Source organism: Leptospira barantonii, assembly GCF_002811925.1.
Classification (GTDB): domain Bacteria; phylum Spirochaetota; class Leptospiria; order Leptospirales; family Leptospiraceae; genus Leptospira; species Leptospira barantonii.
On record NZ_NPDS01000006.1, the window covers coordinates 126,881 to 140,570 of the forward strand.

Genomic DNA, 13,690 nt, shown 5'->3' on the forward strand with positions numbered 1-13,690 from the left:
TGATTAAGGGGAACAGGTTCCGTCGTGTTCCTTAACTCCGATGGTATACCCGAACGATCCAACCGGAACGGGAGCAGGGGCCGAGTTTGTCGTTCTTGCGGTTCCAAAAAAGTCGTTTTGATACAGAGTGATAAATCCGCCGTAATTCGGATCCACCCCGCCGTATACGGTATCACATTTAGAACCCGCGCCGATCAGATAATAGGTAAGAGGACTTGTAGGCGGTAAGAATCCCGGATTGTGACTGAAGTTTTGAGTGTTGGCTCCCGTCACGAGGTTCGTAAGACAAAGCACGTTGTTCCGTAGAGGTCCGGGGTTTCCCGCACAAAGGCTAAAACCGAATAACGGGGTTTGCGCCAAGGTTGAACAGTTGAATAAGTTATTTCCTTTGACTTCCGCGCTCGCGCCCGGTGCGACCCCGTAACTGATACAGATTCTGCTCGGAGCGGTCGAGTTCGTAAAGATCTGATTGTTCGCGATTTTGGTTTCCACCGCGGTTCCGAGAGAATAAATTCCGATCGATTCCGAGGTTCCGACTCCGCCAAAAACCGTATTGTGGATCAGATGTAAGTTCGTCGAAGTTACGTTTTGAAATCTAAGTCCCGATGTGCTCGCCGCCGTAACCGCAGGGGTTCCTATTTGTTGAAAAGAATTGACCACGTTGTTCGATACGATCAGAGGTTGTGCGGCCGTTAAATTTCGTACGAGAAGCGCCGTTGAAAAATCGGCCGCCGTAGATCCTGCGTGAGAATTTCCGTTCAGCCAATTGGAATAAATCACCCCCCAACTTCCGTTGTTGTAAATTCCCGCGGAAATACTATTACCGCTTCCGCCTAAGATGTAGTTATAGGAAATGTTTAAGTTCGGTGTTACGTTGTATGCGGCGATTCCGGATCGAATTGTCGTCGCCGTATAAGCGCTGGAAGAATCCATTCCTTGGATCACGTTTCCGCCGATGATCAGCTGGGAAGCTCCCGTAGCCAATCCGTTTAAGAAAATTCCGGTCGCCCATGGGTTGTTCGGATTCGTTTTGATGGTGAATAGGTTGACCACCAGGTTACTCGTCATCGTCGTAAACGGAGGTCCCGCAAAGATCGGAGTACAGGTTACACCTTCGGAAGCTCCGCAGTTTCCGGGCGGGGATATGTCTTCGATAATGGTGGTATGAGTGGTTCCGTTTCTTTGGGTAAACGTGGTATCGAAACCTCCCATAAGATTGACTCCGTCCTTGAGGTCGATTCTTTGAGTTGCGTTATCCGCAATCGAAAACGTTCCTTCCGAAACCAAAACAAAACAAGGGACCGCGGCGCATTGCGTGATCGCATAACGGATCGAAGCGCAAGCGGTCGCAACGGTATCACAAAGTCCGGCTCCCGCGCCGCCCGGTCTTGCGTATTTCACTTCGTTCGCAACCGTATAAGTAAACGTTAATGGAGTTCCGTTGTTGTACGCTTTTCCGGTGCCGGGATCAATACACCCTGTTAGGCGTACATACTGATTCACACCCGTCGTCCAAGCTCCACCCGAAATAATTCGAACCGCGTTGGAGGTAGGATAACTAAAGCTGGAACCGGGGTGACTGGATTTTAAATTTCCCGCCGGAGTATTGACCGGATCCAAAACGCAACCCGAAACGTTTTTGGAGAATGTAAGATCGATGTTGTCCGAAGGTTTTAGAACCGTTTGATTCGCGGGACTGGAGTTCGTAACGCTCAAACAGTTTACCAAAACCGTATTCGCTCCGGTCATCGTTCCCGTTGCGTTAGCCGGAACCTCGAATTGACAGACATGATTCTGAGGACTTGCTACGATTAGAAGGTTATACGTCGCTTGGTCCGGAATCTGAGCGGCGAACGTATTGGTTCCGTCCGCGCTGAGATTCAATAGATCCACGTTGCCGCTTCGGATTTGCAGGGTTCCGCTTACGGAAGAAGATATTCCGTATACTTGAACGGAAAGCGGATAGGTCTTGGTCGCACAAACCACTTCTACGTATTCAAAAAAGGGAGTGAGAATTCCACTCGGATTGGTGATCGCACAATCGATCGCCGGCGTTACCGTCGGTTGGGTTTTGACGTTCACCGTATAAGAAGAATACTTAGGTTTAAACTCAGAAAAACTGTAGTCCCCGTTTGAACTCAGAGAAAGAGTTTCGTTGTCTTGGTTTGAAAGAACTAAGGTTCCACCGGTCAACCCGGAAAGTTTTACTTTGAGTGGAATCGGAGTTTGTGCCAGGGACGCAAAATTGGCAAAGGTAAATGTATCTAAAAACGAGGTTCCCGAAGGTTTTGGAAAACAATTTTGGAGCGAGCCGAAAAGGAGGAAAAATAGAAGGGTGAGTACGGTCCTAGATTGTAGTGTCGATTTTTCCACGGGAAAATATCCTTTTCTATAAATAACAACACGGATCTATAGAAAAATTTTCATCCCAAATTCAAATGAATTTGGAAAAAAATTGCCTGAACCATTCCCTCCATTTCGAGCATCGATTGTCCCGGTTTTAAAGTAAGGAACAAACTTTCGATCGGATTCTGAAACCGTTGTTTTCGTCGAAGACGGGCCTACAAATGCCGCATCTGACACATTTAAAAGGTAAAGCAAGGCCACAATTCCCAGAGAAACGTTAAACGAATTGTAATGCGAAACCGCGTTTGAATAGTCCGACTGGACCTGCATGTAGTTGTAGGTCGCAAACGGAATGAACGTAGGGTTATCGAGCAGAAGAAGACTCGAATTTAGATTCTTACTTTGATCCAAGGTCGCCAAACTCGCGTTATATTCCGTATACTGTTGCGCCGAATAGGCGATCGCACCCGCGATCAGAATCGGAAAAATCCAAGATCGATACGTTTTATCCTGATTGGATTGTCCCCAACCCGGAAGAACCGACGATTGCAAAGCGGGACCCCAGTTGATTCCGGGTGTCGCGACCCGATTCTCCCGTTCGTTCTGCTTTACGATTTCTGCAAGTTCTTGCTCGGAATCCGCAAGGACCAAAAATCCTTTCTTTGCGGTCTTTTTGTTTCTCGGGTTTTCCAAAGAAAGAGTATAACTTCCGTTTTTCAGATTCAGACCTTCGATTTTGATCTTTATTTCTTTCGAGTTGATGTATTCGAATTCGGGTTTGATCGTTTCACCGGAAGGTAAAAGGAGAGTAACGTTCATCGCTTCGGTGAAGTTATCTCCCTTTACAACGAGGGTTGGACCGAGTTTTTCCTTTAACAATTTTACGTTCGATTCCGGATCGACTACGGGAGCTCGGGAAAGAATGACCTCAAAGGAAATCCATTCCGAAAAAACGGAAACCCTTCCGAACTTATTCAAAACGCCGATCCTATGTTCGTAAATTCCAGGAGGAAGATTGACTTCGAATCGGGTTGATTTCGTTTTTTCCCTTGTGATTCTTCCGTTCGAATCCTTGATTTCGACCATGTATGACCCGGCCTCGGGGACGGGTTTCCATTCCAAATATTGATTTTCCTCTTCGGCAAAAACCGAAAGAGAAACAAAAAACGCGAGAACGGAGTATAAAAGAATTTTATTCCACATAAATTTCCTTCGGCGAAAGTATTTCCGGAGGTCGGATCGTTTTGCTCAACTTAATTTCAAAATTTCTGGAAACGGGGATCGTGAACTTCTGAACTCCCGCTTTGTCCTTGTATTTCGCGGAGATTCTCCACTGAAATTTACCTTCTTCTAATATTCCAAAATCCTTAAACGAATAGGAATCACCTTTGAGTTCGCGTTTCCAGATCGTTTTATTTCCTTTTGCCCGAACTTCGAAAATCTCCAAGGTGATCGATTCCGTGTTTCCCTCGGTTTCCCATCGGAAGTCTATACTTTCGCGATTGGTGATATCGATACTTTCCTCGGTCGCCGGGCTGTTCTGGCTTAGGAAAGGAGCGCTGTCCGAGGTTTTGAAGTTCTGGGTTTTACTGGTCAATAAATTCTCCCCATTGGAACCGAGCAGAGAAACCTTCCAGTAGTATTCTCCCACGGAAGGAAGAGAAATCGTTCCGGAAGACGCGCGGAAATTCTCACGGATCACGTTCTCGCTAAACTCGGAATTCCTAGAGACTTCCAATTTATATACTCCGGAAGGTTCGGGTCTTTGCCAACGAAACGTAAGTTTTTGATTGGTCGGATGTCCGAGTTCCTGCTGGTTTGCGGGGAACAGAAGATCCAAATTCTCCTGAGACTGAACCGTAAATTTTCTTGCGGAAGAAGAGATCGGTTCTCCTTCTTTCGGGTTCGCTTTGACCCTCCAAAAGTAAACGCCCGCGTTTGCGATCGGGGAAGAAGTAACGGAGGATGAATTCGTTTTTTTGGAGAATAGAACGTTCTTAAAATCGGAATCGTTCGCGATTTCAAGATTGTATTCCGCTAAGTCGGTCGAGCCGGTCCAAACGAATAGGTTTCCTTCTTTCGAAATTTTGCGTAAGGAAATCTCTTCCTGATCGGAAGGTTTTTTCAATACGGGAGGTTCCGGTTTTTCGAGTTTTCTTACGTTAAACGAAATCGTTTCCGATACGGATGTTTTCAAGTCGTTCATCAAAGGTTTCGGCGTGACTCTTGCGTAATACGTTCCTTCCTTCGTTTTATCCCAACGATAAAGAGTTCCCTGGATTTCCTGACTTACTACGGTTTCCTTAAAGGTTTTATCCTTTGCAAGTTCGAAGGTGTAATTCTTTGTAAAGTCCGAAGGCGTCCACTGAAAGACGACGTTCGGCGGATTGGATGTGAATTTGAATTCTTCCGATTTGGACGGAGCGAAAAGAGAAGGTTTCAATTCTCCTAATATAGTTAAAGAACGGGTTTCGCTATATTCCGGGGTTCCGTTTCCGGGATTGACCGCGGTGACCCTCCAGAAGTAGGTTCCCTTGTCCAAGGATTTGTTCAAGGAAATCGAGTTCGATTTTGTTCGGATCACGTTTTTGGAAAAGCTAGGATGATTCGAAATTTCTAATGTATAATCTTTTACGGATTCGATCTTATTCCAACCGAACGAAACCGGATAGGAGCCTCCGGAGGTTTGGAAAAATTTTCTTTCCGGGGGAGAATTGAGAGCGATCGATAAGGAACGAATTTCGGATTTTCCGTTTTTGAGTTCGATCGCTTGGTTGTTGGCGACGTTCGATTCTTGGTTTCCCGATTTTACCTTTGCGTTCCCTTTGGAAACTTCTAGGTTCAAAGCCTGATCTTCGGATTTGGAAAGTTTCAGATCGCCCTTGTTGACCTCGACGGTGGTTTCACCACTTTTGATCTTCATCTCCGTTCCGCTGTCTTTGTTCGCGGAAACCGATCCGTAAGCGAAGTCGATCGAAAGATTTTTATCCGAAAAGTCGAGAAAGATCATACTCTTTTGATCGAGTTTGATTTCGGTTCCGTCGTTCAAAACGAGAACGGCTTCCGCTCCGTCGTCGGTGCGGACCGTGTCGCGGTTTCGAACCTTCATTTCGGTTTCGATTTCCTCCCAGACAACTTCGGAATCGAACTTTCTCTGAGCTTTACGGTTTTTGAATATGATTTTTCCGATTTCGGGATTGCTTCCCTTTTTGTGACCGGAAGTTATATGAAGATACAGTAATATACTGAAGAGGACTATGAGCCCCGTCAAAAACGTTACTACGTATTTTCCTTCAGTCAAGTATCTCATACTTAACTTCTTCTCCCGGTTCGGAATCCTTCGCCTTGTCCTTCTTAGGCGGTTCCCAGACGATTCCGATTTTTGTTCTGAGTTCGTCGACGTTTTTCGGACAGTTCGGATCGTCCATTCTTCCCAAAACGGCGTAGATGACCTGCGGTTCTTCCTTTCCTTTCACCTTGATGGATTGCATCTTTTCCACGTTGAAGATGCCTGGAACATGATCCAAAAGATCCTGAGTAATGAGAATGTCCGTTCCGAAAGGTTTATTGAGCGCTTCCACTCTGGACGCGAGGTTTACCGCGTCTCCGATTACCGTGTATTCCAATCTTTGTTCGGAACCGATTTGTCCGGCAATGACGGGGCCGTAGTTCAGACCACAACCGATTTTGATGATCGGTTTTTTATCTCCGCCTCGGCCTTGGTTGAATCGAATCAAAGCTTCTCTCATCATAAGAGCTCCGTTGACCGAATTGACCGCGTCCTGATCCGAAGTTTTTGCGGCTCCCCAGGTTGCCATGATCGCGTCTCCGATAAACTTATCCACGATTCCGTGTGTTTCATTTACGCAATGAACCATCTCGGTCATGTACTCGTTTAAGAATTCGACGACTTCTTCCGGTTGAAGTTTTTCGGAAATCGCCGTAAAACTGCGGATATCGGAAAAGAAAATCGCGCACATCTTTCTTTCCCCGCCGAGGGTAAGTTCCTGTTTCAGAACCATTTCGGCGATTTCCTTGTTTACGAATCTTCCGAGCGCGTCCTTTACTTTTTCGCGTTCTTCCAAACCCTTACCCATGTCCACGAAGTAGTCGGTGAGAAGTCCGACCTCGTCCCTTGTGGTGGAACTGATTCCGATCTTAAAGTTTCCTCTTGCGATTTCGGTGGTCGCTTGGAGAAGGTTTAACAGAGGTTTGGTGATCGTTTTAGCGAAGAAGAATACGATGATGAGTGCCAAACAAAGTGCGATTCCCATGATGAGAAGATTAGTTCTTTGGATTCTATAAACCGCTTCGAAGGCCTTGTCTTCCGGAACGATGGAGATGACCGCGCCGCCCCCGAAGCCGAGTTTTTGATACGAACCGAACCAAGACTTTCCTTCCTTGTCCTTATACTCGGTTTGTTTCGTGTTTTCCGAACTGTTGACCATGGACTCCACGATCGGAAGATTCATAAAGTTCGTATTGGATTGGAGAAGTTTCGCGTCGGAGTGCGCGATCAGATCGCCTTCGCCGTTTACTAAAAAGACTTCGGATATATCTTGTTTTTGGAATGCGTTTAAGAATTTTTCCAAACGAAGAATCAAAACTAGAACTTTTGGATTGGAACTGGAAGAAGGAACCGCGATGGCGAAGATCGGTTCCTTAAACTCGGCGCTTAGATTCTCCATTCTCCCGCCGGTAAGAACCGATTTTTGAATCAGTCCCGGTCTTCCCGCGATAAGATCCGAAACTTCTTTCTGAGAAACTTTCACTTCGCTCAAATACGGTTCGTTGAAGAATTCGTTGATCGCGGTCGGCGCGTTTCCTTCGATTTGATAAAGACCGGCGTAGATAAAGTCGGGATCGTTTTGAAAGAAAATATCCGCGAAGGAAATTCCTTCCTTACCTTGAGCCAAGGCGCCCACGATCTGTTTTCCATTCCCGAGAATTTCGTTGATATCGGTTTTGATTTTTAAACCGAGAATATTCACTAAATTTAAATTGTTCTGGAGAACCCGAACCTCGGAATCCCCGCGAAACGCGGAAGAAGCAAAGAAGATGATCGTCGAAACCGTCAAGGTCATCAAAAGGGAAATCACCGCCATCAACTTGATCTGCAACGGAAGTTTCGTTTTTATGGATGTGGAAGACGCGTTTTCCGTTTTTTCAGGTTCCGTTTTGGAAGCCGCAGATTCTTTCGAAGTGGAAGAAGTATTCGATTTCTTTAATGTTTTATTTTCATCGGAAGAATCCGAAACCGGTTGAGTCGCATTTTGTGACGAACTCGAATCGGAAGTTTGAGAAGAGGGCGGTGCTGTGTTTGTCGTCGCTGAATTCTCCGTCGCCGAAGTCGGTTGTGAAGCAGGAACCGAAGTTGTTGCGGCCGGAACAGAAACGTTTTGAACTTCCGCGCTTTTGTTACCGTTTCCATTGGTAGACTCGGGGAGTTTTACCGGAATTTCTTTCGGCCTTTGAGTCTCGTCCATGTGATCGATTTCGATCGCGTGGATCGGAGAGGATTGAAAACCGGGTTTGGAAATTTTCCGTTCCTCTTCGGAATAAGGAACCGCTTTGATCTTAGTTAGATTTTCTACGCCGGGTTCGTATTGAATTTTGTATTTCAGCGCGGATGGTCTTTTTCCTTCTCGGGCGAGATGTGAAGAAACCGAAAATTCTCCCGGAGGAACTTCGTGAAACGTATGACCTTCCTTGTGTCTGGAAAGAAATTTTCGAAAGATCTCTTGATCCGCTTCCGGATAAGAATATCCAAAACGGGAAATTCTATCCTGAAGATCGGAGTCCGTGATGGACGGATCGCCTGCGAGTAAAAGTTTGGAGAGAAAAAGCGGGAATCTGGATTCGCAATCGGGTGCGATTAAAAAAAGAAGGTTTCCTCTTTTTAAGAATTTTCGAATTTTCAAATAGGTTCCGAAGACCGAATCGTTCGTTTCGGGTCCGGGTGGAATGAGAATGGAAAGAACCGTTACGGATGGATCGATGGAGTCTAACGTTTCCGCGTCTATCGAATGATCGCTCGACACGACACATACGGTCCCGATTTCTTTTTTGGCGATTTCTTCCGAAAGAATAGAATGGTCGGTTCTCGAATTCGAATGTGCGCCGGAAATAAAAATCAGAGCGCCCGAGGTACCGAATGGAAGATAACGATGATTGATTTCTAACATGTATGAAGACTCTCTTATCCAGAAAAAAATATTTCCACTGTGAGGAATATTCTATTTTAATCCTAGATTCTCCTCTTTATAATATAATCGCTCAATTCCGCGTTTTTGTTTGTTTTTCGCAAGAAATCGCTTCCTGCTATTCTATAGTTTCGGAAAATGGAGTTGAATTCTTAAAATAGAGGAAAACGGATATGGCAACTGCGGTATTTAAGACAAATTACGGAAATTTTTCGGTCTTTCTGGACGAGGAAAAGGCTCCGATCACTGCGGGCAATTTTATCAAATTAGCGAAGGACGGATTTTACAACGGTCTTACATTTCACCGGGTTATCAAAAATTTTATGATCCAAGGGGGTTGTCCCACGGGAAACGGAACGGGCGGTCCCGGATATAAGATTCAAGACGAGTTTCACAAGGATCTTAAGAATGAGAAATTCACGCTCTCTATGGCAAACGCGGGACCAAATACGGGTGGATCTCAATTTTTTATCAACGTAAGAGACAATTTCTATTTGGACAACCGTCACGCGGTGTTTGGAAAGGTTACCGAAGGATCGGATATCGTGGAAAAGATTTCCGAAACCGAAACTGGTTTTCAAGACAAACCGACTCAGCCCGTTGTCATCGAGTCTATCACATTTTCTGAATAAACAATTTTTCTAAAAGACGATTGAGAAGCCGCCCGAAAGTCAAGATAGGGCGGCGTTTCATGCTCCGTTCTTATGAATAAGTAATTTCCAGGCCTCTATTTTCCTTTTTTCCCGCAAAGCCGAACTATAAACCGAATCAAAATCGAAGTTTCCTCCTAAGATCGTTTTCTTTTTGCGCTTCAACTTTTCATTTTGAACAGGGTCAAGTCTTTTCATTAAAAATCGATTTCTAACTCTTTCGTACTAGTACGGACGCTTTAGAGGATTCTAATTTCGAAAAAAAGAATATTCTGAAATGCGTAAAAAAGAAGGAAAACCAAAAACCAGGATTGACATTTTTATCGAAATCTTTACTTTTTAACGTCAATAAGAACAACCTGGGGAAATTGATTCGAATTTTCTAGGTTGTTTCGGTGATCGAGGATTCGAACTTTGAACACGCATTGGATTCTTTTTAAGACCCGGAAAAATTCAGGAGTGATTTCCGTTGACTGAATCCGATTTTCAGATTTTGTCCCATTTAAAAACCCCGATCGGAGTTTTGGACAAAGATTTACATATTATAATATGCAATTCTTCTTTTGCAAATCGATGTTCTCGCAAGAATCCGGAAGAATTGAAAAGCCAAGACCTAACTCGCATCCTACCGTTTCAAAATATTTCCATTTGGGAAGAATTCAAAAATTCTAAATTAGAAAAAACGATTTATTTTAAGGAACATTTTAAAAACGAATCCGCCGAGGAATTCGATTTCAAAGGAACCTTAACCAGACAAAGATCCGGTGCGGATGAGGTTTTGTTTTTGGAAATTTCGGATTCTACTTCGGAACGAACTCGGAATATCCAAGAAAAAGAAATCGCGACGATCGTTTCCAGGATGTATCACGATCTTCAAGAACCGATTCGAAATCATACAACCTTTTTGAAATTCGTTTCCGAAAAATATTCGAGCGAACTTGACGGAAAGGGAAAAGAATTTCTACAACTCAGCGTGGAAGGTGCGAACCGTCTCTGGAATCGGATCAACGGTTTACTTTTATTCTTAAGAATCGAAAAGGAAAGAAACGTTTTTAAAACTCTTTCTTTAAAGGAAGTTTTGGAAGAATCGATTCTTCCCTTTCGTGAGAGTTTGGACAACGCCGGAATGATGTTGAGTTTCAACGGAGAATTTCCGGAGTTTGTGGGAAACCTTCCTCTTTTAAAGGAACTTTTCGGAAATCTAATTTCGAACTCGATTCAATTTAAGAAAGCGGATGCGGATCGTATTCTTTCTTTTTCTTATATACGAGAAGAAGATCGTCACGTCGTTCGCGTAAAAGACAACGGAATTGGAATCGATCTGATAGAAAAAAATAATTTCATAGATCTATTCAAAAAGTATCATATTGCGGAGGAATTTTCCGGACCCGGAACCGGGTTGTTTTTTTGTAAAAGGATAGCGGAACTTCACAGAGGCGGTTTGGAAATACGCACCGATGGTATCTCCGGGTTCGAAGTGATCGTAAGTTTTCCTTTGGAATTTAAGTTAGAACAATTATAGATAGAGAAGAGAGTTTTCCCTTTATGTTTAAAGATTCTTTTTCAGTCCTTTTGATCGAAGACTCGAACGCGGATTATAGATTGATCCAAGAATATCTGGGCGAGTCGCAGAGCCCTTCGTTTCGGATCAGTCGAAGCGAAGATTTTACCGCGGGCCTCAGTAGAATCACTCACGAAAATCCGGACCTCGTGCTTCTGGATCTTTCTCTTCCGGATCGAGCGGGACTGGAAGCGTTATCCGAAATCAAGGAAAAGTTTCCGCAGATTCCGGTGATCATCTGTAGCGGAGCCGAAGATAAGGAGATTACGGTGAACGCACTTCAGATCGGCGCACAGGATTACGTTTACAAAGGGAAGTTCGATTCTTATTCTTTGAGTCGTTCTTTGGTCTTTGCCTATGAGCGGAACCGTCTCGCTTTGGAACTGGAAAAGAAAAACGTATTCGAACAGGAAAGCGAAGAAAGATATCGTTTGTTTTTTCAATACAATCCGCATCCAGCGTTCTTATTCGAACACGATACGTTTGAGATTTTGGAAGTGAACCAGGCCGTTCTTGAAAAATACGGTTACGAAGAAAGGGATTTGATCGGTAAGAATATACTGAAGATTTTCGAACCTGTCGATTTCGATATGGTGAGAAAGGAAATTCTTTCCTTTAAGTTCGGAGTCAATCGCGCCACATCGGTCGTTCACAAAAAAAAGAACGGGGAAGAATTGATCGCGGACACGACCGTCTATAAGTTCCGTTATCGAAATCAGGTTTTGGATTTAGCCGTGATTACGGACGTTACTGAAATGGTTCGCAACCGAGAATCTATCCTCGCGTCCTTAGCCGAAAAGGACACTTTGATTCAGGAGATTCATCACAGGGTCAAAAACAACATGCAGATCATGGTTTCTCTTTTGAATCTGCAAGCGGATAACGCCATGTCGAGAGAGCTCACCGCAAAGGAACTTTACGGTTTGCTAAAGGATACGGAAAGCAGGGTATTCTCCATGTCTCTCGTTCACAACGAATTGTATAAGTCCAGGGATTTGTCGCACGTCGACTTTGACAGTTATTTGAATATGCTTCTTCAAAATCTTTGGAACCTCTACGGTGTGGATCCTAAAATCCGTCAAACGATCGAAGCAAAGGGTTTGATACTCGGTATGAACATCGCGATTTCTCTCGGATTGATCGTATGCGAACTCGTTACCAACGCGATCAAACACGCTTTTTCGGAAGGGATGCAAGGGGCTTTGAAAATTGTCGCGAGTTCTCGGGACGGTATTGTTACCGTTACGATCGAAGATAACGGAAAAGGAATTCCGGAAGAATTTTTAAACGTGGATCATGAAACGCTCGGTCTGCAACTCGTAACGATTTTGACAAAGCAGATCCAGGGAAAGTTGAAGTTAGAAACCTTAAATCCGGGAACCAGATTTCAAATCCAATTCCCGGAAAAAGAACTTACTTAGATCTTTTTTCCGCAACCCTTCATGGAAGGATCATACGGATTTTGAACCTTATCGCCCGAGGCGATCCATTTCTTTTTTACCATTGGACAGTAGAAAACGTGGAACCCAGTAGATTCATCTTTTTGAATATACTCTTTCAGGCTTTCCGAAAGTTCGTTATACGCTTCGAGTTTCGTTTTTTCGTCGGTTCCAGCCTTGAGTTTTTCCGCCGCCTTTAACGCCGGAGAAAGGGATTTGTCCCGGGCCACTTCCTGTTGTAAAACCGCGATCAGTCTATCCGCGTTCACTTCCTTTCCTTCCAAAAAGGAATGATGGATCTGGCCGAGTTCCGCAAGGACGGTCGGTCGTGTGGGAAGAATCGACTTCGATTCGGCGGCGCCGAGCGCAACAAAAACTACAAATAAGAATATTATAATCTTCTTTTTCATTCTTTTGCTCCCGGTTACGCTACTTTCTTAAGTTCGGCGATACATTCTTTGCAACTGTCCGCGCAATTCTTGCAGATGTCGTGATGGGATTCGTGAACTCTACATTCTTTCTCGCAGGCTTCGCAGGCCTTGATGCAGGTCGCGGCGATTTCTTTTGTAAGAGGAGAATTGGCGGCTCCTAAACTTACGAACGCCTTGCATAAGGCCAGAGTATCCTTTACGGTTTTTAAACAATCGGCGAGCATCGTATCACCGGTGGAAAGATTCTCCTCACAATGAGAAAGACAGATTTCGGCGTTTAAAATACATTTGGAAGCGGCTTCGAGAGTTTTGCGATCCACTTTTTTCAGAGATCCGGAAGAGGCCGGTTTCTCCGATTTTTTAGAGGATTCGTGGTGTTTGTGTCCGGATTCTTTTGCTAAAAGGGAACCGGCGGATGCAAACGCAAGTAGCGCCGCGGATTGAGTGATTAAATCTTTTCTAGTTAACATATATATTCCTTAATTCTAAAATTCAAAAAACGTGTTTAAAGGGAAATACAAAGAAGGGAAGAATGGATCAGATCAAAAGTCGGACCGAGGAGATCGATTGAAACGTGAATTTTTGCGCGTTGAAGTTCGAATTTCGTTCATACAAACCGTTTCGATCGGTAAGAATTCCCCATCCCAAATCAAAAGGATTTTGAAGAACGGATAGAATTGAGAAATAACTTCTTTCAAGATCGGGATTTTTGGAAGAAACGGATTCGGGAGAAACGAGTAAATCGCAAGAGGAGCAGGTCGGAACGGAATCTTTTGCCTTTTCGGTTCGATGACAGGGCGGAAGATCGTTGGCCGCGGTTTGTTCGGAAAATCCAAAGGCCGGGCATTGGTTTCCCGAAAGCATTACGGTAAAACAAAGGAGGGCAACTACCAAACCGGTCATGCCTAAAAAAGCGGCCCAACGTTTCGTTTTTTTGCTCATCCTGACCCTTAGACTTTGGGAATCAAAGGATCAAGCAAGAAGTTTTTAAAAAATTCGTTTGATTTCATTTATAATTCGGTGGAGCTTAGTATCCTTCCGAGGCTCGGCGCAACTTTGA

The 13,690-nt window shown here is 44.3% G+C and carries 10 protein-coding genes; 3 read left to right on the forward strand and 7 right to left on the reverse strand.

The genetic code is table 11. From position 1 onward, the window contains the following. Nucleotides 1–3 precede the first annotated feature (3 nt). The 4 genes from CH367_RS14050 to CH367_RS14065 are packed head-to-tail and all read right to left on the reverse strand — an operon-like array spanning nucleotide 4 to nucleotide 8,531. Nucleotides 4–2,373, reverse strand: a complete 2,370-nt coding sequence (locus tag CH367_RS14050) for a hypothetical protein (protein WP_125226132.1) — start codon at nucleotides 2,371–2,373, stop codon at nucleotides 4–6. 36 nt (nucleotides 2,374–2,409) lie between these two features. Beyond that, nucleotides 2,410–3,549, reverse strand: a complete 1,140-nt coding sequence (locus CH367_RS14055; RefSeq protein ID WP_100763134.1) for an LIC11435 family protein — start codon at nucleotides 3,547–3,549, stop codon at nucleotides 2,410–2,412. Then, a complete protein-coding gene (locus CH367_RS14060) occupies nucleotides 3,539–5,656 on the reverse strand; it encodes a FecR family protein (protein ID WP_100763135.1) in 2,118 nt (705 codons plus the stop codon). The genes CH367_RS14055 and CH367_RS14060 overlap by 11 nt, the downstream gene beginning before the upstream one ends. Further along, on the reverse strand, nucleotides 5,640–8,531 hold the full coding sequence (locus CH367_RS14065) for an adenylate/guanylate cyclase domain-containing protein (protein WP_100763136.1): 2,892 nt from the start codon (nucleotides 8,529–8,531) through the stop codon (nucleotides 5,640–5,642). The genes CH367_RS14060 and CH367_RS14065 overlap by 17 nt, the downstream gene beginning before the upstream one ends. 191 nt (nucleotides 8,532–8,722) lie before the next feature. Here CH367_RS14065 and CH367_RS14070 point away from each other — a divergent pair, with 191 nt between their 5' ends. The 3 genes from CH367_RS14070 (at nucleotide 8,723) to CH367_RS14080 (ending at nucleotide 12,181) form a co-directional block, all read left to right on the forward strand. After that, the gene (locus CH367_RS14070) at nucleotides 8,723–9,181 is read left to right on the forward strand and encodes a peptidylprolyl isomerase (protein ID WP_100763137.1); all 459 of its coding nucleotides are present in this window, start codon (nucleotides 8,723–8,725) and stop codon (nucleotides 9,179–9,181) included. A gap of 487 nt (nucleotides 9,182–9,668) precedes the next feature. After that, nucleotides 9,669–10,721 carry a sensor histidine kinase gene (locus tag CH367_RS14075; RefSeq protein WP_100763138.1) on the forward strand — a complete coding sequence of 351 codons (1,053 nt, stop codon included), beginning with the start codon at nucleotides 9,669–9,671 and terminating at the stop codon, nucleotides 10,719–10,721. Between the two features lie 23 nt (nucleotides 10,722–10,744). Beyond that, nucleotides 10,745–12,181 (forward strand): sensor histidine kinase, encoded by a 1,437-nt coding sequence (locus CH367_RS14080; protein ID WP_100763139.1) that lies wholly within the window; start codon nucleotides 10,745–10,747, stop codon nucleotides 12,179–12,181. On the opposite strand, the gene CH367_RS14085 is transcribed toward CH367_RS14080, so the two are convergent. The 3 genes from CH367_RS14085 to CH367_RS14095 form a co-directional block, all read right to left on the reverse strand. Beyond that, nucleotides 12,178–12,609, reverse strand: coding sequence for an LIC13259 family plasminogen/vitronectin/complement-binding protein (locus CH367_RS14085; RefSeq protein WP_100763140.1), 432 nt, complete (start codon nucleotides 12,607–12,609; stop codon nucleotides 12,178–12,180). The two genes, CH367_RS14080 and CH367_RS14085, sit on opposite strands and share 4 nt — an antisense overlap. A gap of 14 nt (nucleotides 12,610–12,623) precedes the next feature. Continuing rightward, nucleotides 12,624–13,100 (reverse strand): four-helix bundle copper-binding protein, encoded by a 477-nt coding sequence (locus CH367_RS14090; protein WP_100763141.1) that lies wholly within the window; start codon nucleotides 13,098–13,100, stop codon nucleotides 12,624–12,626. 67 nt (nucleotides 13,101–13,167) lie between these two features. Continuing rightward, nucleotides 13,168–13,572, reverse strand: coding sequence for a hypothetical protein (locus CH367_RS14095; protein WP_100763142.1), 405 nt, complete (start codon nucleotides 13,570–13,572; stop codon nucleotides 13,168–13,170). Nucleotides 13,573–13,690: the final 118 nt, after the last annotated feature.

Excerpts from the sequence above, each read along its gene's own strand:
- CH367_RS14055 (WP_100763134.1), bottom strand. The coding sequence starts at position 3,549 with ATGTGGAATAAAATTCTTTTATACTCCGTTCTCGCGTTTTTTGTTTCT.
- CH367_RS14060 (WP_100763135.1), bottom strand. The coding sequence starts at position 5,656 with ATGAGATACTTGACTGAAGGAAAATACGTAGTAACGTTTTTGACGGGG.
- CH367_RS14065 (WP_100763136.1), bottom strand. The coding sequence starts at position 8,531 with ATGTTAGAAATCAATCATCGTTATCTTCCATTCGGTACCTCGGGCGCT.
- CH367_RS14070 (WP_100763137.1), top strand. The coding sequence starts at position 8,723 with ATGGCAACTGCGGTATTTAAGACAAATTACGGAAATTTTTCGGTCTTT.
- CH367_RS14080 (WP_100763139.1), top strand. The coding sequence starts at position 10,745 with ATGTTTAAAGATTCTTTTTCAGTCCTTTTGATCGAAGACTCGAACGCG.
- CH367_RS14085 (WP_100763140.1), bottom strand. The coding sequence starts at position 12,609 with ATGAAAAAGAAGATTATAATATTCTTATTTGTAGTTTTTGTTGCGCTC.
- CH367_RS14090 (WP_100763141.1), bottom strand. The coding sequence starts at position 13,100 with ATGTTAACTAGAAAAGATTTAATCACTCAATCCGCGGCGCTACTTGCG.
- CH367_RS14095 (WP_100763142.1), bottom strand. The coding sequence starts at position 13,572 with ATGAGCAAAAAAACGAAACGTTGGGCCGCTTTTTTAGGCATGACCGGT.